Origin of the sequence: Flavobacterium piscis (assembly GCF_001686925.1) — a bacterium.
GTDB classification, from domain to species: Bacteria; Bacteroidota; Bacteroidia; order Flavobacteriales; family Flavobacteriaceae; genus Flavobacterium; species Flavobacterium piscis.
In genome coordinates this window covers 846,731-872,375 of sequence record NZ_LVEN01000027.1, presented here as the reverse complement: position 1 = coordinate 872,375, position 25,645 = coordinate 846,731, and the positions used below count along the sequence as shown (strand labels likewise).

Sequence of the window (25,645 nt, the reverse complement as noted above, 5' to 3'; positions counted from 1 at the left end):
AGTTTGGGATTTGGAATTTTTATATTGGAATTTTATTTCAATTGGAATTTGGAATTTAAAAAAACTGGAATTTCCTTCTAAAGAACCATTTTCTCAATTGGGCAAACTAAAATTCCTTCGGCTCCAGCCTCTTTTAATTTGTCTATTACATCCCAAAAAGTATCTTTATCGATTACGGAGTGAACACTACTCCAACCTTCCTGTGCTAATGGCAAAACGGTTAAACTTCTTAAAACCGGTAAAATTTTTCCGATTTCATCAATTTTATCGTTTGGAACGTTCATCAAAATGTATTTTGAATTTCTCGCTCTTAAAACCGATTGAATTCTGAATTTTAAAGTATCGATGTGTTTCTGAATTTCCGGAGAAACTTTTGGTGAAACCGCTAATACAGCTTCACTTTTCAAGATCACTTCAACTTCTCTTAAATTGTTTTTGAATAAAGTGCTTCCGCTTGAAACGATATCTACAATCGCATCGGCAAGACCAATGTTGGGTGCAATTTCTACAGAACCTGAAATTTGGTGAATATCAACTGTTAACCCGAAAGAATTGAAATATTCGTTAACGGTATTTGGATAAGAAGTCGCGATTCGTAAACCTGCTAAATCCTGAATAGAATTGTATTCGAAAGTTTTAGGAACAGCTACTGAAACTTTGCATTTAGAGAATCCAAGTTTCTGAATTACTTCGATATGTTTTCCTTTTTCTACTAATAAATTATCGCCTACAATGGCTAAATCTACTACTCCGTCAATTAAATACTGAGGAATGTCTGAATTTCTCAAGTATAAAACTTCTAAAGGAAAATTGGAAGCTTCTGCTTTTAACTGATCGTTTCCGTTGTTGATCGAAATACCGCAATCTTTTAGAATTTGAATGCTGTCTTCGTTTAAACGTCCTGATTTTTGAATTGCAATTTTTAAAGTACTCATTTTTTAGTTGTTTGCTGATTAATAGTTTGAGTACAAAGAATTGGAATTAAAAAACCCGCTTGATGTACTCAAACGGGTTTTAAAATATGATGATTTACATGCATACCATTAACACATCGCCTGAGAGCAATAATGAAAATGATGATGATGTAATTGATTTGAAATCATTGTTTGGTTTGTTTTATAATTCTTTGATTCGGTTGCAAATATAATAGTTAATTTCATAAAAGCGCTATTTTTTATTTAACTTAACGATAGTTTATTGTTAAAAAATATTTCACATTCCCTTTTTATTACATTTTTTCAATTTACTATAACGTTTTCATATTTTCGCTAAAACCCAAAATGACAGTAGTTCCTACTTCAATTTCACTTTCAATTGTAAACTTGATTCCAAGTAATTCTGTAGTTCTTTTTACAATAGACAAGCCTAATCCAGTTCCTTTAATTTCAGGATGATCCGTAGAATTTGATCTAAAAAAAGGATTAGAAATAGAATCTAAATCTGCTTTTGCAATTCCGATTCCGCTATCTGAAATTTTACAGATTATTTGTCCGTTTTGTTTTGAAAGTAAAATTAAAACTTCTCCACTATTATTGGTGTATTTAATTGCATTCGAAATAATATTTCTCAAAATCGTAATCACTAAAAAATTATCAGATTGAATATAATAATCTTGTTCAGCATCAAATTTAACGTTGATATTTTTGTTTTTTATTTTTTCAGAATTCAATGTCAAAACATCCAGAATTAAAGCATTTAAGTATACAGATTCAGTATTTACATTTTGTTTTTGATTCTCGAAACGAGCCATTAAAAGCAGCTGATCTACCAACATATTTAAATGATCTACCTCTTTGATGCAATAATTTACTTTTTCTTCATATTCTTTATTGTCACGGGGTTTACGAATTAAAACTTCAAGTGTTCCTTTAATAACTGTAAGCGGCGTTCTTAATTCGTGCGATGCATCCGAAGTGAATTGTTTTTCGCGTTCGATTGCATCTTCAATGCGGTTAAGCAAATTGTTTATTGTTTTAGAAAGTGTGTATAATTCGTCTCTCGTTTTAGGCAGCGCAATACGTGTTTTCAAATTGTCCTTCGTTATAATTTTCGAAGTATTTATAATGGCATTTATTGGTTTTATACTTCGGCCGGCAAAGAATCTGGCAATAAAAAACAGCAACAACAAAATAGCTGAAAATGACAAAATCATAATATCAAACAAATTGTTTAATACCATTTTCGAATCTGCCAAAGACATTGCTACAATAATATATCCTATTTTTTTGTTTTTAATGAGCAGTGGAACCTGAATTTGCCTGATAGTATGATCGCCCATTTTAGTATCAAATAATTCATAATCCTTTACAGCATTATTAAACGGCAGTATTTTTGTTTTAAGGTTTGGCGCTTTTTCTATAATGTTTTTATTTACATCAAGAAATTCAACAAATACAGGATTTACATCTACTGTATTGTGTTCACGCTCGTTCCATTCTTCTTCATCAATAAGGATTACCTTACCATTAACTATTTTAATTTCAGCCAGATGATTCTCAATTTCAACCTTTATTTTTTTATCAATATGATTGTAAACTGTATGTTTTACAATAGAATAAATTACCGAAAAAACGACTACAATTAATAAACCTGTGGTAATAATATAGTTGAGTGCAATTCTGTTTTTAAAAGAAAGCTGTATCATTTATAAGTCGTTTGCAATGTAACCAATGCCGCGAATGGTTTTTATATAATCTTCTTCAATTTTTAAATTGAGTTTTTTTCGAATGGCATTCATAAAAACATCAATTACCCCTGTATCATATTCAAAATTAATCTCCCAAACGTCTTTTAAGATCTGATTTCGGGTGCAAACTTTTCCTTTGTTCTGAATTAAATAAGTCAATAATTCAAATTCTCTTTGCGTCAAAGCTACTTCTTCATCGTTTTTAAGCACAATATGTTTTGATAAATCAATTTTGATGGTTCCGAGAGTTAAACTTTCTGAACCTTTACGATTTCTAAAATGAATTTTTATTCTTTCTACCAATTCTTCAAAACTAAAAGGCTTTTTGATATAATCATTTGCTCCGGCTTTTAAACCTTCTATTGTTTCCTGAACGGTATCTTTTGCTGTCAAAAAAATGATTGGCGTGGTTTGGTCTTTTATTCTGATTGCCTTACACAAATCCAGACCATTAATTTTAGGAAGCATCCAATCGAGTAAAATCAAATCAAATTTCTGATTCTGAATCAATTCAAAACCTTTAGAACCATCATTTGCAGTGGTAATCTGATAGCCTTCTTCCTGCAAACCTTGCTGCAAAAACTGAACAATTCCTAACTCATCTTCGACTATTAAAATATGCATTTGTCCTTTTTTAATTACGATTGTATCTTATTTTATCATTCAAAGATAGAGATTTTACTATTCAGAAATAGCTTAAAACCATTAGAATAGCCAAAACATTATGATCTTAAGAAAACTTTAAGTTTACACTAAGCAAGGTAAAAGCATAACTTCATGCAGAACTCATCTATCGCAATTAATTTTGCAAAAAAATTATTCCAATGACTTTTTACAAGAAGCTTTCTCCATTTTATAATCTCACTGTATTTTATTGTATTATTAGCTTTTTACTCCGAATTGTTTTAATACTTCACCCGATTACACAAAGTTCTTTTAGTATTACTGAGTATCTGAAAATCTTTGCTTTAGGACTTATTTCAGATGTATTTACTTTTATAGTGGCAAGCGTTTTCTTATGGCTTTATCTTATTTTTATTTCAAACTCTAAATACAACAAACCTTCAGGTTATATCATTTTGAGTGCTTTTGCAGCTTTGTTTCTTTACGTAGCTTCAGGAAAAAGTATTTTTGATGAATACGGCGGTGCTTTACCCAGAATTATTTTGATCTTTATTGGAATTAAAACAGCATTTTTTGCTCTTTTGCTTTTTCTACCAAAACTAAGAGACAAACTCAGATACTGGCTATTTGCTTTTGTCATTTTTCTATATGTTTTGCTCATTCTTCAAAACGGAATAAGTGAGTATTTTTTCTGGAATGAATTTGGTGTGAAATACAATTTTATTGCTGTAAATTATTTAATTTATACGAATGAAGTGATTGGGAATATTATGCAATCATATCCTGTAGTTCCTATATTTTCTGTATTGTTTCTGGTAACGGCAATTTTTACTTATTTCATTGTAAAAAGATCACGAAATTATATCGATGCTATTCCGTCTTTACAAGAGAAAATGAAAATTACAGGAATCTATTTTGTATTATTTATTCTCTCTTTGATAGCGATACCTACATTAGCAAAAACTGAAAACTCTAAAAATGTTTTCACTAATGAACTACAAGCTAATGGTTTGTATAAATTTTATCTTGCTTTTGAGAACAATAAACTAGATTATTTTAAATTTTATAAAACACTTCCGGCTAAAAAAGCATTTCAGCTTTTAAAACAACAAATACCTGCTATTTCCGGAGACAACACAACACGAACAATTACGAGTGATTCGCCTGAAGATCACAAAAATGTAGTATTGATTACAATAGAAAGTTTAAGTGCAGACTACATGAAAATGTACGGAAATAAAGAAAACATTACTCCTTTTTTAGACAGTCTTGCTCAAAAAAGTTTGGTGTTTACTAATCTTTATGCGGCAGGAAACAGAACGGTTCGCGGACTGGAAGCGGTTACTTTATGCTTGCCGCCAACTGCAGGTGAAAGTGTTTTGAAAAGAGAAGACAATAAAAATAAATTTTCGACCGGAGCTATTTTTAAACAAAGGGGATACAGTGTAAAATTCATGTATGGCGGCGATGCTTTTTTTGATAATATGCAGGATTTCTATTCCGGAAACGGTTATGATATTGTAGACAAATCCAGTTTTTCTGCTGAAGAAGTCACTTTTGAGAATGTTTGGGGAGTTTGCGATGAAGATATGTACAACAAAGCAATAAAAGTAATGAATGCCGAAGAGAAGGAAAATAAGCCTTTCTTTAATCATATCATGACAGTAAGCAATCACAGGCCATTTACGTACCCTAATGATAAAATTGATATTCCGGGTGATATAAAGTCGCGTAATGGCGGCGTAAAATATACTGATTATTCGCTGCGAAAATTCTTTGCGATGGCAAGTAAACAGCCTTGGTTTAAGAATACTGTTTTTGTAATTGTTGCAGATCATTGTGCATCGAGTGCAGGAAAAACACAACTTCCGTTGGACAAATACAGAATTCCTGCTTTTATTTATGAGCCAGCAGGCCAACCTGAAAAATGCAATAAACTGATGTCTCAAATTGATCTTATGCCAACGCTTTTTGGATTATTGCATTTTAGTTATGAAAGTAAGTTTTTTGGTCAGGATGCGCTGAAACCGGATTACAAACCACGTGCTTTTATTGCAACTTATCAGGATCTGGGATTGATAAAAGATAATGTACTGACAATTTTATCGCCCAAACAACAGGTGAAACAGTTTAGGTTGAAACCAGAACCAAAAGACGGTATTGCACCTGAATATCAAATTGATTATAGCGAAAAATACATGAAAAAGGAAAGAACTGATTTGGTAAATGAAACCATCTCCTTTTACCAAACAGCTTCGGATATGTTGAAGAGAAAGAAATATCAGAAGTAGATTGAAGTTGAAAATCCAAAATTTAAATTCCAAATTCCAAAAACTTTGGGCAGAATGGCATGCGGATTATTACTGATTTACGCAGGTTTTATTCTGATAATGTAATTGTTATGTCTTTATTTTTAGATTAATATCTTTTGAAAACGAATGCCATAGCCCTGATAGAAGCGGTATCCTTTTATTTTTTTTCTTTAAAAAAATAAAAGATACAAGTGAATAGCAGGAAATAGCTCCTAATTAAAATAAGAAGCCTCAAATTCAAATGAATCTGAGGCTTCTTTATATCTGTAACAGAAACTGCGACTGAAAAATTTTCTTAGTCGTTTTGATTTTTCATTCCGAATAAGTTTCCTTGTTGGAACATTTTTAAATCGTCTCTTAAAGATTGGTAGTTTCTTTGTGTAACTGATGGCGCATCTAAATCGCTCAAATCTGGTTTTCCGGCATTTACCCATGCAGTATACCAAAAACTTGCAGTTGCTGTAATGGCTTTTTTCATTTGGCTTTCGACCATTCCGTTCAACTGTTCGTGCAGTTTCTTAGCATATTCATCAGAGAAAACAGCTGTGTTGTATTTGCTTTTCAATACTTTTCCGTCAGCATCCATTTTAAAAACCTGACCTTCCGGAGTTGTAGTTCTTAGTTTTTTGTCGATGTCTAATAGCGGCTGAGCTAAACTATGAGTATCATTGATCATATCCCAGGTTGCTTTATGAACATCTTGGTAATATTGCGCCTGCGGAACGTTTAACTTATAATTTTTAGCGAATAATTCCGGTAATCTGCTTTCCCAAAGAGAGTGAATTCCTTTTTGGTCGCTTAATTGACCGTCATGATTGGCAGAAGTGTGCAATGGCATGTGTGCATCGCCAATATAATGTCCTAAATCAGCAGCCAAAAACAAAATTTCGGCTCTGTTTTTATCTTTAAAAGCTTTGGTTAATTTCACCATCATATCTTCGATATACCAAGGTAAAATACCATTATCGTTCAGAAATTTAGCATCGTATTTTTTCTTTGCTGCTTCTAAAGTCTGCGGAATACTGTCTACAGCTCCAAAATTTTCCATGTCGAAATAATGCCTTGGATTTTCGTCTTTGTAATTTAAAGCATACTTTCGGATATCCGGTACAGAAGCTTCCTGTGTAATAAAATCGATGTGATTGTAAAAAAACACCTGTAGTGATTGAGGCAAAGCCATAACGGCAGCTTTATTAATACGTTCGTGGCCAACAATTCCCCAGGATAATGTCAAAAAACCAATTGCTGATGCGAATATTGCAATTAGCAATGGTTTCATTTTAAAGTTTTTCATTTGTAATTTTTGTTTGCTGCAAATTTATCTCATTTATAGATAATTTAAAACAATAGTGGTAATTATTGTGATAATTTAATTCCTTTTAATTTTCAAACCATTTTAATGATATAAGTTCATATTAAAAGTTTCTTTGTAAATTCGTTTTACTTTTACACAAATTTATAATCTTAGCATATGCGCCTGATTCGTTTTAGTATTTTTTTCTTGTTATTTTCTTCTATTTGTACTGCTCAGGATCAAGACATTGTACAGCTAAAAAATGTTAACGATACGATCATAAGTACTAAAAGAACACTGCAGGTAACAGATCCTTTTGATGGGGTGAAAACCTTGCAAAGGCTGTTTCCAGGCAAGTTATATAAACTTTCTGACAACAATACTTTTTTGAGCTGGAAATGTAAAAACTGCAAACCGAGTGCTTATACGGATGTAAATGGTCTCGAAGGAGATCAAATGTTTCCTTACGAAAGTGGTATTGCGACCAGAATCCTTGACAATATAACTTATAAGGATTCTAAGGGAAACGAATTCAGATTGCTATTTTTTAATCATTCCTACTATGATGAAGACGGCCTGCAAACCGGAAGATTTTCTGGTGGTCTTGTAGGTGTAGCTAAATTTGCAAAAAATGGTAACGCTTGGCAAATGAGATCTTTTCAGCCTGGAATTGCTGCCTTTGGTTCTTTTGCGCAGGCGCCAAAACCAAAACTAATAGAAATTGGAGAAGACCAATATGCTTTTACTTTAATGCATATTAATGGTGGCGCTGGTGGTCCTTTTGAAGGAATTCTTTATCTTATTGCCGGACTTGATGGTAAATATCAGCCCATTATGGAAGTCAATGATTATAAATTAACAAATGTGGCCAGTTTAGAATGGTCAAGCTCGTATAAAGTAGTAAATGATAATGGCAAAAAACATTTTAGGGATATTATTATAAAAACAAATGGCTCTTTTAACAAGGCAGGAAAAGATAATGGCGAATTCGAATTAAATCCGCCAAAAGAAATAGCTGCAATGGCAAAATCAAAAAACCAATTTAATTTTGAGATTGAAAGACGTTTTTCGTTTAAAGGAAAGTTTTACAAAATGATCGACAAACCAATTGTGAGGTTTTCGAATGTTAAATAGTTTTTTATTTCCTATCTTTTGAAGACCTGTACTGTAATGTAAAAAGATCTTAAAAAGCAATAAAAATACTGCTTATTTATACATAAACTATTTGCGTTTAATTTTTAGCAGATCGAAAAATTTTATTAATACATAGAAATATTCTTTTTTATCTACAAAAGAATATTTCTATATGTTTAATCATAGCGTATTTACTTGAAAATAAATCAGTTAACACGAAGAATTAATAATGGTATATGCAAACCGGTTGCCATAATTCTGGTTTTACTTACATGAACAAGAGAATCCCAAAAGCCGTATTTTTGTGGTACCATAACCAAAATATCAGCATTGTAATTTTTGGCTTCTTTTTTTATTTCATTAATGACACTGTTTGATTGGATGCTTTTGTATAGAAACTTAACATGTTCTAGTGCTTCGGTTTCCTCTACCCCCAATTGACTTTGTTGTTCTATCAAATCTTCTACTTTTTTACCAACACTAAAAAACTCAACTTCGGACTGTATTTTTTTTGCTATTTCCAGAAATCTGCTAAATCTTTTTACAGAGAATAATCTTAAGCTGTCAATAGCAAATAGTATTTTTTTTGACTGGGAAAAACGAACGTTTTTAGGCACTGCTAATACTGAAATATTTAAATTTTTTATAACTGATGTAGTTGAGTTTCCTAATAGATCTTGCTCAAAGGAACGTTCTGCCATTCCCATTACAACAAGTTCTGCATTAATATTTGTAATCAAAGTAGAGATCTGATCTTCTAAAAACGTGTAACTGCAAAAATAATCGACTTCAATATCAAATAATTCAGAGAGATTTTTCGCCAAAACTTCAAGTCTTGCTGTAGCCATGTTGAGTTCGTTTTGCATACCCTGGGCAGAAATTCTCGAATTTGCACTGTGTATAGATAAGGAAAATGCATTAAAAAGAGTAAGCTTTGCTCCGGTCGCTTTTGCAAATCCTGCTGCATAAGTAACAGCATTATTTGCTGTTTCAGAAAAATTTGTCGCCGCTATTATTGAAAATGGTAAAGTCATAACTGTATATAATAAATTAATAAATTTGATTGTCTGTATAGCAATACCTATATCATGTTTGAAGTTACAGGTCTGTCAGTTTATTTAAATTACTTTCGTCTAGACTTGTTTACCAACCGAATCGGGTATTATATTCTGGCTGTTTTTGAATCTTTTTATTAATAAAACCTTTTGATAGTGGCGATCAAAAAATGGTTTTTACTTATCATGTACAGTAATTAACACTCCGTTTAATGACGTCAATTTGCAATGATTTTCTGTAGTTCATTATGTATCAAAAATAATCAATTTTATCGCATCATTGATAATTGGAGGCAATCAATTTAAATCTTTAACTATTAAATCTTTATAAACAATTATCAAATAGCTTTTAGTTTAAATATAAAATCGAAGCCAAACCTAAACCGGCAATAAATATCCAAAGAAAAACGCCCTGAAGCAAGGGCTTCACTCCTACTGCTTTTAAAGTATTTATATTTAAAGTTGCTCCTATTAAAAACAAAGTAATTGTTAGACCAATCTTGGCGATATTAACAATATATGGTGAAACAATAGCAGTTTGCGGCACATAAGAATTAAAAAGCATGGCCAGAATAAACAAACCAATAAAGTACGGGATTTTGATTTTTTGAGATTTGTTTTTAAAAATTATGGCTGTTAAAAGTGAAATTGGGATAATCCACAATGCTCTGGCCAGTTTTACGGTTGTAGCAATTTGCAAGGCTTCAGCTCCATATTTATTGGCCGCACCTACAACTGAACTGGTGTCATGAATGGCAATAGCACACCATAAACCAAATTCTTTTTGCGACAAATCAAGCTGATGCCCAATAAACGGAAAAACAAATAATGCAATTGAATTTAGAATAAAAATAACGCCTAAAGCTATTGAGGTCTGATTTTCGTTTGATTTGATTACAGGAGAAATCGCTGCAATGGCACTTCCGCCACAAATCGCGGTTCCACACGAGATTAAGTGCGATGTTTTTTTATCGGTTTTGAGCCATTTTCCTAAAAATGCTCCTAGTATTAAAGTACTAAAGATAGAGAAAATCGTGAGTATAAAACCTTCTTTTCCGGCTGAAATTGCGGCTGTGGCATTCATCCCAAAACCTAAACCAATAACAGAGAATTGTAATAAATAAGTAATTGCAATATGGTTGAACGCTACAAATGGATTCCCAAAAACATTTACCATAACTACTCCTAGCAATAAAGCAATTGGTGGAGAAATTATCGAAAACAAACACAACACAATGATCAAAGCAAAAATGGCTTGTTGCAGGTAAAGATTAACTTCTATTAAATGTGATGCGGTATGTTGTTTCGTTTTCAAAATAAGGAATTTGATATTTCCTTACAAAGGTCTGCTCTTTATACGTTAATTACCAATCGTAAATTGCAATCGACTATAACCCTAAGTTATAATAAGTAGCAATATTTTGAATAAATAGCTCTGATAAAGAATCTGATTTACCTAATAAAGTAATGATATAAAAGTATCTTTCTATTGATAAATTCTCTACATCCAAAACAATCAATTCATTATTTTTAAGCTCTTTATCTACCGCGTGTATTGACATGAAAGCAAAACAATCTGAGTTTAGCAAATACGATTTTATACTTTCTGTAGACCCTAATTGCATTTCGATTTGCAAATCGGTTATTTTAAAATCAATTTGTTTTAAAGCATATTCTATAACTTCAAGTGTTCCTGAACCACGTTCACGTGTTATAAATTTCATTGCTTTTAAATCTTCAAGCGAGATTTCGTTTTGCTTCACCAAAGGATTTTTGGTACTGCAAACCAAAACCAATTCGTCTTTTAAGAACGGAATATACTTAATAGACTGATTTTTAGATTGTCCTTCGACAATTCCGATTTCGATTTCTTTATTGATTAAGGCATTTTCGATCTGTTCTGTATTTCCGTTCAGCAAATTGACTTTGATGTCCTGCTGTTTTTGATGAAAGCGTGCTAAAACAGGCGAAATAATATATTGCGAAATAGTTGTACTTGCTCCTAATCTTAATAATCCCTGGCGTTCGTTGATAAAGGAACTCATATCAAAGTCGATTTCGCGATAAATTTCGAAGATGTTTTTGGTATGTTTTAATAGAATTTGTCCGGCTGGAGTTAAGGCAATTTTAGAACCATTACGTTCGAAAAGTTTGGTTTTATAGGTTTCTTCGAGTTCCTGGATATGCTTAGAAACCGCAGGCTGCGAGATGTATAATTCTGTCGCCGCTTTAGTAAAATTTAAGCGGAGCGCAACGGTATAGAAAACTTTTAGCCTGAAATCCATTGTTTATTTTATTGAAAGTGAAACACGAATTTCACTAATTTTCACGAACTAATACTTTGTTTGTTATTCCGCAGAGATTCACAGAGGTCTCACAAAGTTACACTAAGTTTAATTTTCAAGAACTCAGATTTTATATTTAACTGAATCCTATGTTATTTTATTTCAAGTTTAGTGTTTCAAAAATTGAGAAAACTTTACCCCTTTGTCACTTTGAACCTTTGCAACTTTTTTAAAGCAAACCATTATATTTCCTAACAAACCATTCAGTCGTCAATAAAGTTGCAATCAAAATTAATAACCAAACCCAATCAATTAATGGTGTTTTGGTTGAGATATTCTTTTCGATCGATTTGTATTCTTTATTTTCTAAAAGTTGTTCAATCAAATCATCGGCTTGGTCTTCGAAGAAAGCTTTTCCGTTGGTTTGCAATGCTAATTGTTTTAGTTTTAGCACATCAGGATTTACAAACTGTTTTTCGATATCAAAATCTAAAATTTCAAAATGACTTGAATATATTGTGTTTGAATTTAACTCTTTTACTGTGAAATTATATTTTCCAGCAGCTAAACCGTCAAGATTTGCTGAGAAAGAATTGTTTCCTTTTAGCAAGTCGTAGTTTTTTGCTTGCTTCGTTTCAGCATTTGTAACTGTAATTGTAAGTCTGGCTTTTTCGTCGAACTCATAATTTTTATTGAAGTATTGCGCATTGATTACAATTGCTTCTCCTGAATTATAAAAGCTTTCATGGGTTACTACAAGTGATTTTCTTGAGGTTGTCGAAGCCAGATATTGAATGATCTTATCTATAAAAACATCATATTTCTCAAACGACTGGTTATCGATATGACTTTGCAAACGCCATTTCCAGCTGTTTTCTCCTAAAAGAAATGCAGTTCGCTTGCCTTGATTTTCGGCGAAAGCCAACAAAGGTGCATTTGTAGCAACGTTTCTAATTTTTGACGAAAGTAAAACTGATACATTTCCGTTTGTGGTAATGGTTCCAAATAAATTCTGAAGCGGCGGAAAATTTTCAAAACCAATATTTTCTATCGCAAACAAATTAAACTGCGATTGAAACTCTGATAAATAATCTTCTCTTTGTCCGCTCATTTTAAACACCAGACTATTTTGTTGCTGGTTCAGAAAATTAAAATCGGTGTTGTTTCCGGTAATGATAAAGGTATTTGTTCCGGCTAGTTTGTTATTATCAAAAATAGCTTTAAAAGCCGATGTTGGCTGATACAAGACTAAAACCGAAACTTCCTGTAACTGATTAAGATCATTTGGTTTAACCAGTATTACTTTACGTTGTGCATTAACTTCTATCGATCGTTTTAATGCCGCAATATCGGGATGATTTATAGCTGAAACGATTGCAATAGTCGACTTTTGATCTATAACTTCAACAGCAAAATTCTTAGTATTATTGTAGCTGTTTTTTTCTTTAGAACCGGAGGAAATACTTGCTTTAAAAATTTGCAATCCTACTTTATCAGCAGGTAAAAGTAAATTTAAAGTTGCTGTTTTTTTTGATGCCGAAAACGAAACTTTCTCTTTGGCAACAACTGTATTTCCTTGTGTAATGGTAAAATCAGTATTTGCATTTTTATCCCCTGAATATTGAAGAAAAACTTCTACCGGAAATTTATTTTTATGAAACGCGTACTTGTTTACGTTAAGCTGATTGATTTTAAGATCAAGAAACGTAGTTGTATCTCCTACAACCAAAGGATAAACTTTATTAACAGGATCAAAACGATATACATAATCGTTTCCTGTAGTTTGATTTCCGTCGGTAATAATAACCGTTGGAAAAATCAGGTTTTTATTGATGCTTTTGAGATTCTTGGCAACTTTGTCAAGATTGGTTTGTTTTCCTTTAAAATCAAATTTATCCGAAGGCTTGAAATCAGCATCAAACTGATACGACTGAATTTCGAATTTTTCTTTAAGAGCAGGATTCGAAATTAATTTCTGATATAATTCTTCCGCTTTTTTATCTGATTTTAAAACCGCAATAGAACTCGAATTATCTACTGCAATTGCCAACGGAGTTTTGGTAATTTCCAGTGAATTCTTTGTCATTATAGGATTTATCAACAAAACTAATAATCCAAAAATGGCTAAAAAACGTAAAAAAGCCAAAAACAAAACCACACGGGATTTATTTTTGGCTTTAAAATAATATTGAAAATACGATAAACCACCAGCTATTACTAAAGAAAGCAATAATAATAGAATCGTGTTTGTAGTCATATATATTAGTGTTCAGTAATCAGTTTGTAGTGATCAGTTATTTAAATCATCGAATTTTAGTGATCAGAATTTTAAATCAGTAAACTGAATACTAAAAAACCGAACACTGAAAACTTTCTTAGGTTAACATTCCTCCACAAACATTAAGTACTTGTCCGGTAACGTAAGCACTCATGTCAGAAGCAAGGAAAAGACAAGCATTTGCAACGTCTTCAGCAGTTCCGCCACGTTTTAACGGGATTCCTTCTCTCCATCCTTTTACTACGTCTTCGCTTAATTTTGCCGTCATTTCGGTTTCAATAAATCCCGGTGCGATTGCGTTACAACGAATATTACGAGAACCTAACTCTAATGCTACTGATTTTGTAAAACCAATTGCACCTGCCTTAGAAGCTGCGTAATTTGTTTGTCCTGCATTTCCTGAAACTCCAACTACAGAACTAATATTGATTATAGAACCAGAACGCTGCTTCAGGAAAGTTTTCTGAATTGCCTTTGTCATATTAAATACTGACTTCAGGTTTACGTCTATAACCTGATCAAAATCAGCCTCAGACATACGCATCAATAAGTTATCTTTTGTAATTCCGGCGTTGTTAATTAAAATATCAACTGTTCCAAAATCAGCTAAAACAGCATCCACAAAAGTTTGGGCTTCATTAAAATCGGCCGCATTCGATTGGTATCCTTTTGCTTTAATTCCTAAACCATTAAGTTCAGCTTCTAAAGCCTCTGCAGATGCTACAGATGAGCTATATGTAAAAGCGACATTTGCACCATGTTTAGCAAAAACTTCAGCAATTCCTTTTCCAATTCCACGACTAGCGCCGGTGATAATGGCAACTTTTCCTTCTAGTAATTTCATATTCAAAATTAATTTTAATATTTATTTGTAGCCAATCCTGCTCCCGAAGCCTCGGGACATTTCAATCTTTATTTTTTAGAGAAAAAACAAAAAGATTTCTATTTCTATCAGGGTTATGAACGACTTGTCAAATATATGATAATTCCCTTTTTAAAAAAATAACAATAGTATATTTTATGAATATGGATCTTACTTTAAAAAATTAAAGAAATTAAAAAAACCGTTTCAGGAATTATGAAACGGTTTTAAAAGAAATAATTTTATTACAAGCACTCTATGCCATCAATTGTTGGTTTGCATATTGGTTCAACTGGTTTTATTTGTGGTTCCATAATGCATGGTCCGTAATAAGGAAGAGGTGTCCATGGTATCATACATATTACTGTTCCGGCACCGCCCATAACATTTTTTTGTTCGTTAATACTAAGTACCTCAATTCCTTTAAAATTTAAGATTGTTTTTAACATAATGATTAGTTGTTTAGTGTTTATATTTTAATAGTTTTTATCTGAAAATAGCATAAAAAGCTTTCTTAACCGCAAATTACAGTGCCGTCAACTGTTATCCTGCAATCTGGTTGCGGATCAGCGCATGGGTAACGTGGGTAATCAATAGGATTTGAGCCCGGTGGGGCATATCGATCACATCTGGGAACTTGATAAGAATCTCCTTTTCCTATAATATTTATTTGTTCCTCTCTACTTAACATTTTAACTCCGGAAAAATTTAAAATTGTTTTTAACATAGTGTTTAAATTGTTTGATGTTTTGTATACTCAATCCATTTTTGTCTGTTGAGTTTCAGACAAAAAACCAAATACAATTACCTGATTTTCAGTATAAATATAAGAAAAAACAATCGAAAAACGATTATTTTTATAAGATTTTATTACTATTTTTCAAAAAAAAAGCAACTCAAAAAATGAGCTGCTTCTTTCAAAAATAAAAATTAAAACTAAAATTATTAAATATGATTTTGTTTCGTTATAAAAAAGAAAACACAAAGAATAACAACCATAAATAACATTCTGTAAATTGAAAATTTAAAGTTTTCTGTATTATTAAGTTTGTCTTCTTTTTTTTCTTTTACAAGATTAACAATTGATACAGGAACGATTACTGCAATTGACAAATACAAATAATATCTCGTATAATCAGGATATAATTGTGATATCGCAATAAGCATTAAGCCCCAAAAAAAGATTGCGATATTAATTGGTGTAATGAGTTTTTTCATCTTTTATTTTTATTTTAAAAAACAGCTCAGTTTTGAGCTGTTTTTTTTTAGTTTAATTGATATGTTGTTGTTCTAAAACTGCTTGAAGCACTAGTTAGAGTATAAATTGTGTTAGTGAATGAAATTTTAAAATTTTCTTTCTTAACATATAAACCTTTTGGATTTACCAATTCATTGTCTATATCTTTTAAGAATGCCGCAGCAGCCGGAGCTACTGACCAACCATCATCGACTAATACAATTGTTTTATTTACTGCATCTTCTTTTGATGTTAACCAATGAATTATAGTTGCTTTACCTCCATTAAACAGGTACTGAATATATGTTCCATTTGGAACGTTATTAAACACAACCTGAACTCTGGCAATGGATTGAGCTGCTGGTAAAGTCGCATTAACCTTGTTAATCAAAAATCTAAAGTAATCTGAAGTAGTTGGAGCTGTATACAAGTTAGCTGCTATGTAGCCCAGAACCATTTGAGGATTTCCTTTTCCGCTTAAAAATAGTTTATAATCATCCGTTATTATAGGTGGTGCATTTGTGTATTTAATAGTCGCTTTAACTCCATCTTTTCCTGTTGCCACAAAACTATTATCTGTGCTATTGTAAAGGAAATCTGTAAGTTTCTGACCTTTAACATCTAATGGAGTTTTTGAATAGGCACCTGTAGGATTAAATGAAAAGGCTAAATCATAACTCGTATTAACGGCAGGATCTAAAGAATATCCTGTACCAAAACGAGCATCAGTATTATAATCAAAATCATAGCTTTTAGTTGTCGTTCCGTCATTAATTTCTAACAATCTAAACAGCGGACTTGTCATATCACCAGTGATGTTACTAATGATTGGAGTGTTTTTTGGTAAATCTGTCCAATCTTGCGGTGTTGCTTTTACAAAACGCAGAAAATGTCCGTTTCTATTGGTTCTAAAAATAATATCCCCATTTTTTTGCCCATAGTAATAAAACTGAAAGTCACCTAAATAACCTTTTGCAAGAAGTCCCGCAGTAGGATAATCAGCTGCATTAGACAAAAGGTGAATTCTGTTTTCTGTTGTAAAAACCAAACTTACAGTACTTCCTACCTGAATATCATACTGACTTGTATATGTTTTTGTATCACTATCAAAATCTGATGCCATATCAACTTTTCCTCCTGGAAGGAATTTAAATAAATGTGTCCATCCTCCTAATTGTGTACTATCTGTATAATAGACAGCTTTCCATCCTTCTGCTGACGAAAGCAGCAAATCATTTAATTCTTTTTGACGTCCACTTAGCCTCTCAGTAGCATTTTGATCAAATTTTGCATCCACCTCAGGGCTTGAACATGACCCCAATAGCAAGGCTGCAAAAGAAATCATTAAGCACTTATATATATATTTTGCTTTCATAATATTGATTTTTATAAAAATTTAATATCTCTAATTATTTATTACCGCATCTGTATTTTTCTGAGCTTCATCTCTTAAAGCATAGAAATCTACGTTGTATGCGTCTTTATAATATTTAACAACAATTGCCTCTTTTGCTTTAATGTTAGCTTTGGCAGTTGCATCTGTAACACCTGCTAATATTGCATCATATTCTGCTTTTGAACTTGTTAAAATTGTAGCTGCAGTTTCGGCAAAATCTTCATAAATATTTAATCTCGCATAACTTGTTATAAACCCTAATGATCTTGAGGTAGCAGTTGCTTCATTATACCATGTAGAAGTATATCCTGATGGTGTAAGTTTTGCCCAGGCCTGCTCATCAAAAGGTTTAGTCTGGTTTAAAATATGAACGTACTCGTGCTGAATAGTATGAATAAACTGTGTTACACTAGCTCTGCTTTTTTTATTCAGGTTATCAATTTGAAAAAGAGAAACTCTCTGACCTGCTTCTGCAAGTCCTAATGTAACAGTACCATTTGTATTTAAGTTCACACCTCCAACAAGGACAAATTCTCTTGGAGCGATTTTCTTAACAAAATTTACACCTCCAATAGTTGAATAACTATCAATCCAGATTTTCTTAACCACTTCCATCGCCGGCTGTACTTTAGATACTAAGGGAGGGAATAAATACTTGTTATTGTCTACCAAATTTTGGTTCCACTCATAATATACAGCAATATTATAAGGATCTAAGAAATTAGTACCAATCCATTTGTCTAAATCTGTTTTTACCGGTACTGAAAAATCTAATTGGCTTTCTTTTGGCTGATCCTCCTGAGCGCAAGATGCAAGGAGTAAGACTCCGGCAATTACAACTGTTTTATATGTTTTGAATATTTTCATAATACTTTCTAATTAAAAATTTATCTAGGATTTTTTTCAATACCGTTATCTGAAGCTCTAAGCGGAATTTGTAATGCTCTCCTTTTATCGTCTTTTGCCAAAATGTTGCTTCTTGTTATTTTACCAAATTGAAGCGTATTATGCGTTACAACAAGATTAAAACGCTTAACATCAAACCATCTAAGGCCTTCACGAAGAAAATCTTTTCTTCTTGCTTCAGCGATTGCTTTAATATAAGAAGCCTGAAGAGGACTTAATGTATAGTACGGAGTAAACTCATTATCAATTACAGGATATTTTGCCGCTACTACTGTTTCATTTAATAAATCTGTTGCAGGATTGTATCCGGTAGTTCTGGTTCCTAAAAAGTATCCTAACTCTGTATTAACTTCTGCAAATCGGTTTTTCATAACTAATGCTTCAATACGGTTCAAATACAATTCGTCATTACTAAATAATACTGACGCTGTATAAGGTATCCCTGTAGCAGATGTTAAGTTCGTAAATTTAAAATACTCATAAAGCTTAGGTGTGAAAACATTTGTACCTCCAAAATATTGGCCATTCGCTCTAATTAAATTGGCTTTACCCCACATGTTTGTCTGTGTTCCTAATAACTCATCTGATTTATTTCCCGGAAGACTAAATCTGTAAGTCGCAACTCTGTTAGCAATTGAATTTGGATAATTGATCAACAAATTAGTCTCTAGTTCTGCTCTAGAATATTCAATAGGCATTTGAGCAAAAGCCACAGCATTAAAAGCAGTCCAGTTTCTAATTTTTGTTGGTTTAGAACCAATTCCTTCCGTAAATTCAAGTACTTTATCCCAATCTCCTTTTATTAAGTAAAAACGGGCTGCGAAAGCTTTGGATGCATCAATGTTAAAATGAAATTTAGGCTCTTTATATTCATTTGTAATATATTTCAACCCTTCGTTAATATCTTGCTCAACAAAATCAAATACTTCTTTTACCGTATTACGCTTGTATTTTACTAATAATTCTGTTTCTGGTTTTGTTATGTAAGGAACGCCTAAATCTGTAGTTGCTGTTGCAGGATTGTAACGGTTTCCCCATAATTGAACCAGCATAAAATGATTATAGGCTCTTGCTATTAACGCTTCTCCTTTTTGTGGATTTAAACTAGCTGGATTTCCTAACTTTTCAATAGCTTCTAAAGCTTGGTTTGCTGCCGCAATTGCTTCGTATGATGCCGACCAGAATTGACTTTCACTATCAGTTCCGATCTGGCTGTGCATTTCCCAATTAAAGCTTTCCTCATTAATGACACTGCTGACATTGGTTGACTCAGTATCAAAAACATTATCTGACATTACCTCGCCAATTGCGAAATAAGATTTGTTTGGATAAGCTGTAACTAATAATTCTGATATTTTTTCAGGCGTATCTATTTGTGTTCTGTTATCTGGTATTTCTGAAAGAAACTCATCGCAGCTGCTAAAGCCAATCAGTAATAATAATGACAGTGTTATTTTTATATTTTTCATAATCAATTTTTATTGTTAAAATGAAAGATTTATTGCAAATGTATATTGTGCCGTAATAGGAAAAGCTACCCCTCCAGTGTTACGGAATTCAGGATCTTGTCCGTTTAATCTTTTATCAGAATAAATCAACCATGGGTTAACTGCTGATCCTTTTAAATTAAAAGTAGCTAATCCTAATTTTCTCTTGAAATCATTTGGAAATTCCCATGCAAGAGAAATATTTTTTAATCTTACAAAATCACCGCTGGCAATTCTAACATCAGAAAAGTTATAAGTATTATATGCAATTTGCAAATCGCTCGCACCATAATTTCTATTCATTAATTTATCTGCAATAACCGGAACATTTGTATTGTTTTCGTCACCAGGATTGATCCATCTGTTTGCAAAATCTTTTGTAAAAACAGTTTGATCTGTATAAGTATTACTATACACTGGGTTTAATCTTACTTTATTTCCTCCAGATCCTACGATAAACACATATAAAGTTAAGTTTTTGTAGGTAAGTGTATTGGCAAGACCAACTGATTTATTAGGTTCGACAGATCCTTCATATTTCAAGTACTTTGTAACATCATTAGTATCTTGAAAATTAGCATCAACAATATTACTTGTAGCACCATCTTGTAATTTAAAAGTCGGTAATCCTTCATTGTTTAATCCTGTAAATTGATAAGAATACAATGAATTTCTAGGACGTCCCACGGTGTTACCCCCATTTGTAGCAATTAAATCAAAGACAGATGGTTTGTTAGCTAATTTTGTAATTTTTTGATCATAGATTGAAAAGTTCAACGTAGTAGACCATTTAAAATCATGAGAAGCAATGTTTTGAGTAGTAATACCAATCTCAAGACCTTTAGTTTCCATATCAGCATTATTTCCTTGTTTAATCTCTTGTCCTCCTACTCCTGATGTAATTACATAATCGATCAAATCAAATGCTTTACGACTGTAAACATCTGTAGTAAGCTGTACTCTGTTTCTAAACATTCCTAAATCTAAACCAATATTCGTTTCATATTGTTTTTCCCATGTCAAATCTTTGTTTTGCAAATCTTCGATACGTATTGCGTTTTCTCTATCACCAGTATTGAAACGGTCTGTGATATAACTTTTGTAAATAGCCAATGAGTTTGTAGCTGGTCCTGCAGTTGCTGTTAAACCATAAGAAGCTCTAAGTGCCAAAGTATTAACAGACTCTACATCTTTCATAAAACTTTCTTCTTTAATATTCCATTTACCACTAACCGTGTAAGTAGGAAGCCATCTCGAAGCACCACTATCACCTTGTCTGTTAGATCCATCATAGCGACCTGTAAAAGAAGCTGTATAACGACGATCGTAAGTGTAACCTACTTTTCCAAAGAAACCAACTGTACGTTCTCTTTCTGCTCCAAAATCATAATAAGAGTTTCCTTCATTTATTAATTTTTCAATTAATTTAGGATCAGTAAAAGAACTAAGTCCTTTTGCAAATTGAATCCCTGCCGCAGTAAAGTTGTCATTATTTCTATCTACAGATCTAAACTCTGTACCAAAAAATCCTTCAACTTCATGTTTATCACTAAATGTATTTCTGTAAGTAATACTATTTCTAATATTGTATGAGGTCATATCATTAGTATATTTTCTTAAGAAACCACCATTTGGCAATACAGAAATTTTTGGAGCTGTTAAATCATTTGGATTTTGATATAAGAATACGTTATCTTTTTGAATTTGAGTATTTAAATTTTCACCTACCCCTGCATTGTAAGCGCCAACAACATTTGAATCTTCATAAATTTTGTGCTCTCTAGATGTATTAGCGTAACGAGCAGAACCTGTAAAATTATACGTTAAGTTCTTGTTGATTTTATAATCTAAATCACCTTGAAAACGAATATCCTGTACTTTAATTCCAAGTGTATTATTCTTCAATTCGTTCAGAATGTTCATTGGAGCCCAGTTATTTTGGTAATATTCTAAATTACCTTTTTCATCATAAGGCCTAAGCGTTCTGCTTGTACTTAATACATAGTTAAATGGATTAATATCAAAATCTCTTGTAATTTTACCAAATACAACATCATTTTTGCTTTCGTAAGTACCCGGAGCTTCCTGATCACGAATAGATCCTAAAGTAGACAAAGTAACAGTTAACCTGTCATTAAGAAAGAATGTACCTTTAATATTTGATGATAATTGTTTTACTTTATCAGCCAAAGTCCAACCCGGATCTGTATAATAACCTAAAGACGCGTAGAATGTATTGTTTTTTCCACCGCCAGAAAAACTTAATGAGTGATTTTGAGTGATAGATGGTCTAAATAAAACTTTGAACCAATCTGTATTTCCTAATTCATATTTTTTCAAAAATTCATTAACATAAGGCTGCTCATTTTTAACACCATATAAACCATTTGATTCTTGGTAAAGATTTACTTGTTTTGCCAAAATACCAAACACACCGCTAAATCTTGCTGTTAAAGATGAACTTTGATCTAAATAACCTTTTGATCTCATTTCCTGAAAAACACTCATAGATTCCTGAGAATCTAAAATATCATATTGAGTATAGCTTGGAACTGTTCTTACTGTATTCTCTACAGAATAATTTACTTTTAAAGGAGAATCTCTACGTCCTTGTTTAGTTGTAACAACTACAACCCCATTTAACGATCTTGAACCGTAGATAGAAGTAGCTGATGCATCTTTAAGAATTTCAATACTTTGTATATCATTTGCATTTAATCCTGCAACAGCAGAACTTAATAGAGTAGCTGAATTTCCTGAAGCTAAATCTGCAAATGAAACGTTAATGATATCTTCCTGAACAATACCATCAATAACCCATAGTGGTTTAGTATCTCCAAAAATAGAAGAAGATCCACGCACTGTAATTTTAGGAGTAGCACCAAAAGAACCTGTAACGTTTTGTACAGTAACCCCGGCGGCTTTACCTTCAATCATTCTGCTAACATCTACTACACCATCAACTTTTAGTTCAGCCCCTGAAATTTTACTGATAGCACCTGTAAATGTCCTTTTAGATGTTTTTTCGTAACCTGTTGTAACTACTACTTCTTTTAAATTTTGCCCTTCTTCGCTTAAAACAATTGTTGGATTAGTGTTTCCTAAACCAATTTCTTTGGACTCCATACCAACATAAGAAATTACAAGTTTATCACTATTTGATGGTACTTCGATACTAAACCTACCATCAAAATCAGTAAGGACCGCAATTTTTGTTCCTTTTACCAACACAGTAGCACCTGGAAGTGGACTACCAGTTGCATCGGTAACTACACCTTTGATAATTGGACCTGCAGCTAATATTTCAAATAAAGAATTACCTGCATCTAAATCTGCAAAAGAATCTGTTGCAGCATTTTTTTGCAAAACAATTTGATTACTTACTTCTGTATAAGTTATATTAAATGGTATCAAAATACGGTTTAGAATACTTGAAAGAGTTTCCTGATTGGCATCTATACTTACCTTTTGGGTAAGTTGAGGCAATCTTGAGTTATAAGAAAATTTTACGTTAGCAGACTTTTCTAGTTTAGTCAAGGCATTATCTAATGTTAAATTAGCAACATTGATGGTAACCTTGGTATCTAGTTTTTTTTGCCCATTTACATTATTTGCCATGGCAACACTTGAAAATACAAGCGCCAAGACAAACTGAAATAGTGTTATTTTCATGATTCGATGGAGTAATCGTTGTTTAACAACTGGTTTTTTCATAATTTTGGATTGTTTTGATTAATACTTATTCGAGTGTATTTTGAAACGTAATGAATAACTCTTTACAGAGAGAAATTCAACTAATTGAAGTGTCGATAATGTTACAGCATTTCGGCACTTTTTTTCTGCATTATCATCTTTTACATAGGCATTTATTATTATTGGTTTTAGTTTGGTTTAGTTTTATTTTTGAAATTATTAAAATTTAAATCAACTCATAATTACAGTTACAGAGCGAATTAATTACATCCTTGAGATGTTATAATGATTTGATTACCATTCATTTGAAAACTAGTATTATTACCTATGCTATTACAGACAATTTTTAGTTTTTCTGTTAAAGGTTGATCACTAAGTGAAGTGGTCAAGTGGCAATCTTTCAATTTATCTTTGGGATAATCTATATCTACCAGATAGGCCTGCTCTATAGTTTCAAAAATCTGCGCTACCGGAATATCTGTAAACTCAAAGCTCAATTGCTCGATATTACCAACATTGCGGGTCAACGTTTCATCCTCGGTGATGTTTGTGATTTTATTAAAACTTAAATCACTGCGTAAAAAACGCAAAGCCTGATTAGGAAGCAAGATCACTTCTTCCTGATTTGAACTCGAAACTAACTCGTTCGATTTTACCCTAACTTTACCGGTGCGCACAAGAACTTCTACATCAGGCTGATCAGAATAAGCTTTTACTCTAAAACTCGTTCCAACTACCTTTGTAACAATTTCGTTTGCGTAAACAAAAAAAGGCTTTTTAGGATTTTTACTAATTTCAAAGAAACCTTCGCCAGATAAATACACCTTTCTTTCGTTCCCGGTAAAGATTTTAGGATAACTTAATTTACTATTGGGTTGTAATAAAACCGAACTACCATCAGATAATGTGATGATTTGTGGTTTGTTAGAATTATTGGTTTGTTCTACCAATCCTTCGTTATTTTCGTCGATAAGTTCTTTATAGGTAACAACTTTACTTTCAGGCCCTACTTGATTTTGGTAAAACCAAATCGATATCAAACCAATCACTATAGCAGCTGCGACTGAGCTAAAGATCTTTTTTCTTAGAAATTTTACTTTTAAATCCTGAATTAAATTGTTTTGATTTTCCTTTTCTTCAATTTTAATCCATGTAGTTTGTAAAGCATTATGAAGATCAGAAGATGATAAATTAGTTTCCGGCGCTTTCATGGCCAATAATAACAATCTTGCATCTTCTACCAACTTAGCACGTTGGCGGCTTTCTAAAGTCCATTCTTCCCAACCATCTTCGTCAATTTTAAATAAAATCCATGACTGGAATGATTCGTCAGATAAAAAATCTTCAATTTCGGTATATTTATTACGTTTTTGCATCTAAAAATGAGGTTACAAAAACATAGAGGACAGTTCTTTTATTATATACTCACCAAATTGTGATTTTTTTTACATTTTTTTAAAATAAATTTAACACACTATTGAAGATAGTACAACAATTAATGAAATACTCCCCTTCCATTCTTTACGCAGCGTAAGTAAACCGCGATGTAACAAGTTACTTGCCGACTGATAATTAACATCCAACATATCTGCAATTTGCTCTACTGTTAAGCCTTGGTGATAACGTAAATACAATGCTTCTTTTTGACGTGGTGGTAAGTCATTTAATAATTTATTTAAATGAACAACTTTTTCCCTCGTCGCGTAATCATCATCGATAAGGTCATGTTCTACTGAAAATTCTAATAAAAAAGCAATAGCGTCAGTGCTCGTAGATTTACGAAAAATATGATCACGTTCGTACAAACGCGCAATTCTCTTACGTACGCTTGACAATAAATAAGCTTTTACCACAACTGAACTTTGAAGTCCGTTGCGATATACCCAAATATCAGTAAAAACGTCCTGAACACAGTCCTGTACTTTTTCGGTATAAGAAGAAAGTGAATTACCGTAATTTACCAGGTCTGCGTAGTATTTTTCAAATAGGATTGAAAATGATTTTTCATCTCCATCTTTCAAGTTATTCCAAAGCGTGATGTCGTCAAAAGTTTTGAATTGTAAAGTTTTGGTCTTCATATTAATTTGGATAGAATTCTTGAAAATAAGCACTTAGTTTTAACATAAAGAATACGGTTTTTTAACATTATCCTTTAGTTCTGTGCGATAAATATATAAAAGCTAAAATACAAAACCAATTTTTTTACATACAATAAACCGATTCGTAACATAGGAAAAAGCCCATATCTATTGATTTAATGAGGAATTAGCCTTAATTAAAAAAAACAGATTATTTATAAAAACATAATTATTGTAAGATTAAACTACCATATTTTTTTAATATATTTTTAACATTTTCAAAAACGTAATTTTCACACTTTACCAAAACACACTATA

19 protein-coding genes are annotated in these 25,645 nt (G+C 32.1%); 2 read left to right on the top strand and 17 right to left on the bottom strand.

Annotated elements, in window-relative coordinates:
- Positions 1-77: 77 nt before the first annotated feature.
- The 3 genes from hisG to FLP_RS14130 form a co-directional block, all read right to left on the bottom strand.
- Positions 78-935: an ATP phosphoribosyltransferase gene (gene hisG, locus FLP_RS14140; RefSeq protein WP_065450122.1), complete on the bottom strand. Its 858-nt coding sequence runs from the start codon at positions 933-935 to the stop codon at positions 78-80.
- Positions 936-1,246: 311 nt separating this feature from the next.
- Complete coding sequence (locus tag FLP_RS14135; RefSeq protein ID WP_065450121.1) at positions 1,247-2,644, bottom strand: sensor histidine kinase; 1,398 nt, start codon at positions 2,642-2,644, stop codon at positions 1,247-1,249.
- The gene (locus FLP_RS14130) at positions 2,645-3,310 is read right to left on the bottom strand and encodes a response regulator transcription factor (RefSeq protein WP_065450120.1); all 666 of its coding nucleotides are present in this window, start codon (positions 3,308-3,310) and stop codon (positions 2,645-2,647) included.
- A 200-nt stretch (positions 3,311-3,510) separates the two neighbouring features.
- Here FLP_RS14130 and FLP_RS14125 point away from each other — a divergent pair, with 200 nt between their 5' ends.
- Positions 3,511-5,601, top strand: a complete 2,091-nt coding sequence (locus FLP_RS14125; protein WP_065450119.1) for an LTA synthase family protein — start codon at positions 3,511-3,513, stop codon at positions 5,599-5,601.
- Between the two features lie 316 nt (positions 5,602-5,917).
- On the opposite strand, the gene FLP_RS14120 is transcribed toward FLP_RS14125, so the two are convergent.
- Positions 5,918-6,916: a zinc dependent phospholipase C family protein gene (locus FLP_RS14120; RefSeq protein WP_065450118.1), complete on the bottom strand. Its 999-nt coding sequence runs from the start codon at positions 6,914-6,916 to the stop codon at positions 5,918-5,920.
- Positions 6,917-7,093: 177 nt separating this feature from the next.
- Here FLP_RS14120 and FLP_RS14115 point away from each other — a divergent pair, with 177 nt between their 5' ends.
- Positions 7,094-8,050, top strand: a complete 957-nt coding sequence (locus FLP_RS14115) for a hypothetical protein (RefSeq protein WP_065450117.1) — start codon at positions 7,094-7,096, stop codon at positions 8,048-8,050.
- A gap of 206 nt (positions 8,051-8,256) precedes the next feature.
- Here FLP_RS14115 and FLP_RS14110 read toward each other — a convergent pair whose 3' ends face one another.
- From FLP_RS14110 to FLP_RS14040, 13 genes are all read right to left on the bottom strand, one after another.
- Positions 8,257-9,084, bottom strand: coding sequence for a universal stress protein (locus FLP_RS14110; RefSeq protein WP_065450116.1), 828 nt, complete (start codon positions 9,082-9,084; stop codon positions 8,257-8,259).
- A gap of 370 nt (positions 9,085-9,454) precedes the next feature.
- Complete coding sequence (locus FLP_RS14105) at positions 9,455-10,420, bottom strand: YeiH family protein (protein WP_065450115.1); 966 nt, start codon at positions 10,418-10,420, stop codon at positions 9,455-9,457.
- A 73-nt stretch (positions 10,421-10,493) separates the two neighbouring features.
- Positions 10,494-11,390 carry a LysR family transcriptional regulator gene (locus tag FLP_RS14100; RefSeq protein WP_065450114.1) on the bottom strand — a complete coding sequence of 299 codons (897 nt, stop codon included), beginning with the start codon at positions 11,388-11,390 and terminating at the stop codon, positions 10,494-10,496.
- 229 nt (positions 11,391-11,619) lie between these two features.
- On the bottom strand, positions 11,620-13,647 hold the full coding sequence (locus tag FLP_RS14095) for a hypothetical protein (protein WP_065450113.1): 2,028 nt from the start codon (positions 13,645-13,647) through the stop codon (positions 11,620-11,622).
- Between the two features lie 118 nt (positions 13,648-13,765).
- Positions 13,766-14,512, bottom strand: coding sequence for a 3-oxoacyl-[acyl-carrier-protein] reductase (fabG, locus tag FLP_RS14090; protein ID WP_065450112.1), 747 nt, complete (start codon positions 14,510-14,512; stop codon positions 13,766-13,768).
- Positions 14,513-14,775: 263 nt separating this feature from the next.
- On the bottom strand, positions 14,776-14,979 hold the full coding sequence (locus tag FLP_RS14085; RefSeq protein WP_065450111.1) for a hypothetical protein: 204 nt from the start codon (positions 14,977-14,979) through the stop codon (positions 14,776-14,778).
- A 496-nt stretch (positions 14,980-15,475) separates the two neighbouring features.
- On the bottom strand, positions 15,476-15,748 hold the full coding sequence (locus tag FLP_RS14070) for a hypothetical protein (RefSeq protein WP_065450108.1): 273 nt from the start codon (positions 15,746-15,748) through the stop codon (positions 15,476-15,478).
- Positions 15,749-15,795: 47 nt separating this feature from the next.
- Positions 15,796-17,142, bottom strand: coding sequence for a DUF4302 domain-containing protein (locus tag FLP_RS14065; protein ID WP_065450107.1), 1,347 nt, complete (start codon positions 17,140-17,142; stop codon positions 15,796-15,798).
- A 30-nt stretch (positions 17,143-17,172) separates the two neighbouring features.
- On the bottom strand, positions 17,173-18,030 hold the full coding sequence (locus tag FLP_RS14060; protein ID WP_065450106.1) for a zinc-binding metallopeptidase: 858 nt from the start codon (positions 18,028-18,030) through the stop codon (positions 17,173-17,175).
- A gap of 20 nt (positions 18,031-18,050) precedes the next feature.
- Positions 18,051-19,538: a RagB/SusD family nutrient uptake outer membrane protein gene (locus tag FLP_RS14055; protein ID WP_065450105.1), complete on the bottom strand. Its 1,488-nt coding sequence runs from the start codon at positions 19,536-19,538 to the stop codon at positions 18,051-18,053.
- Positions 19,539-19,553: 15 nt separating this feature from the next.
- Positions 19,554-23,270 carry a SusC/RagA family TonB-linked outer membrane protein gene (locus FLP_RS14050; protein WP_065450104.1) on the bottom strand — a complete coding sequence of 1,239 codons (3,717 nt, stop codon included), beginning with the start codon at positions 23,268-23,270 and terminating at the stop codon, positions 19,554-19,556.
- Positions 23,271-23,509: 239 nt separating this feature from the next.
- Positions 23,510-24,625, bottom strand: a complete 1,116-nt coding sequence (locus FLP_RS14045) for a FecR family protein (RefSeq protein ID WP_065450103.1) — start codon at positions 24,623-24,625, stop codon at positions 23,510-23,512.
- A 90-nt stretch (positions 24,626-24,715) separates the two neighbouring features.
- A complete protein-coding gene (locus FLP_RS14040; RefSeq protein ID WP_065450102.1) occupies positions 24,716-25,327 on the bottom strand; it encodes an RNA polymerase sigma factor in 612 nt (203 codons plus the stop codon).
- Positions 25,328-25,645: the final 318 nt, after the last annotated feature.

What these genes read in the sequence shown, in the direction of transcription:
- hisG (WP_065450122.1), bottom strand. Translation starts at nt 935, where the DNA reads ATGAGTACTTTAAAAATTGCAATTCAAAAATCAGGACGTTTAAACGAA.
- FLP_RS14135 (WP_065450121.1), bottom strand. Translation starts at nt 2,644, where the DNA reads ATGATACAGCTTTCTTTTAAAAACAGAATTGCACTCAACTATATTATT.
- FLP_RS14055 (WP_065450105.1), bottom strand. Translation starts at nt 19,538, where the DNA reads ATGAAAAATATAAAAATAACACTGTCATTATTATTACTGATTGGCTTT.
- FLP_RS14110 (WP_065450116.1), bottom strand. Translation starts at nt 9,084, where the DNA reads ATGACTTTACCATTTTCAATAATAGCGGCGACAAATTTTTCTGAAACA.
- FLP_RS14115 (WP_065450117.1), top strand. Translation starts at nt 7,094, where the DNA reads ATGCGCCTGATTCGTTTTAGTATTTTTTTCTTGTTATTTTCTTCTATT.
- FLP_RS14130 (WP_065450120.1), bottom strand. Translation starts at nt 3,310, where the DNA reads ATGCATATTTTAATAGTCGAAGATGAGTTAGGAATTGTTCAGTTTTTG.
- FLP_RS14040 (WP_065450102.1), bottom strand. Translation starts at nt 25,327, where the DNA reads ATGAAGACCAAAACTTTACAATTCAAAACTTTTGACGACATCACGCTT.
- FLP_RS14050 (WP_065450104.1), bottom strand. Translation starts at nt 23,270, where the DNA reads ATGAAAAAACCAGTTGTTAAACAACGATTACTCCATCGAATCATGAAA.
- FLP_RS14065 (WP_065450107.1), bottom strand. Translation starts at nt 17,142, where the DNA reads ATGAAAGCAAAATATATATATAAGTGCTTAATGATTTCTTTTGCAGCC.
- FLP_RS14085 (WP_065450111.1), bottom strand. Translation starts at nt 14,979, where the DNA reads ATGTTAAAAACAATCTTAAATTTTAAAGGAATTGAGGTACTTAGTATT.
- FLP_RS14060 (WP_065450106.1), bottom strand. Translation starts at nt 18,030, where the DNA reads ATGAAAATATTCAAAACATATAAAACAGTTGTAATTGCCGGAGTCTTA.
- FLP_RS14045 (WP_065450103.1), bottom strand. Translation starts at nt 24,625, where the DNA reads ATGCAAAAACGTAATAAATATACCGAAATTGAAGATTTTTTATCTGAC.
- FLP_RS14095 (WP_065450113.1), bottom strand. Translation starts at nt 13,647, where the DNA reads ATGACTACAAACACGATTCTATTATTATTGCTTTCTTTAGTAATAGCT.
- FLP_RS14125 (WP_065450119.1), top strand. Translation starts at nt 3,511, where the DNA reads ATGACTTTTTACAAGAAGCTTTCTCCATTTTATAATCTCACTGTATTT.
- fabG (WP_065450112.1), bottom strand. Translation starts at nt 14,512, where the DNA reads ATGAAATTACTAGAAGGAAAAGTTGCCATTATCACCGGCGCTAGTCGT.
- FLP_RS14070 (WP_065450108.1), bottom strand. Translation starts at nt 15,748, where the DNA reads ATGAAAAAACTCATTACACCAATTAATATCGCAATCTTTTTTTGGGGC.
- FLP_RS14100 (WP_065450114.1), bottom strand. Translation starts at nt 11,390, where the DNA reads ATGGATTTCAGGCTAAAAGTTTTCTATACCGTTGCGCTCCGCTTAAAT.
- FLP_RS14120 (WP_065450118.1), bottom strand. Translation starts at nt 6,916, where the DNA reads ATGAAAAACTTTAAAATGAAACCATTGCTAATTGCAATATTCGCATCA.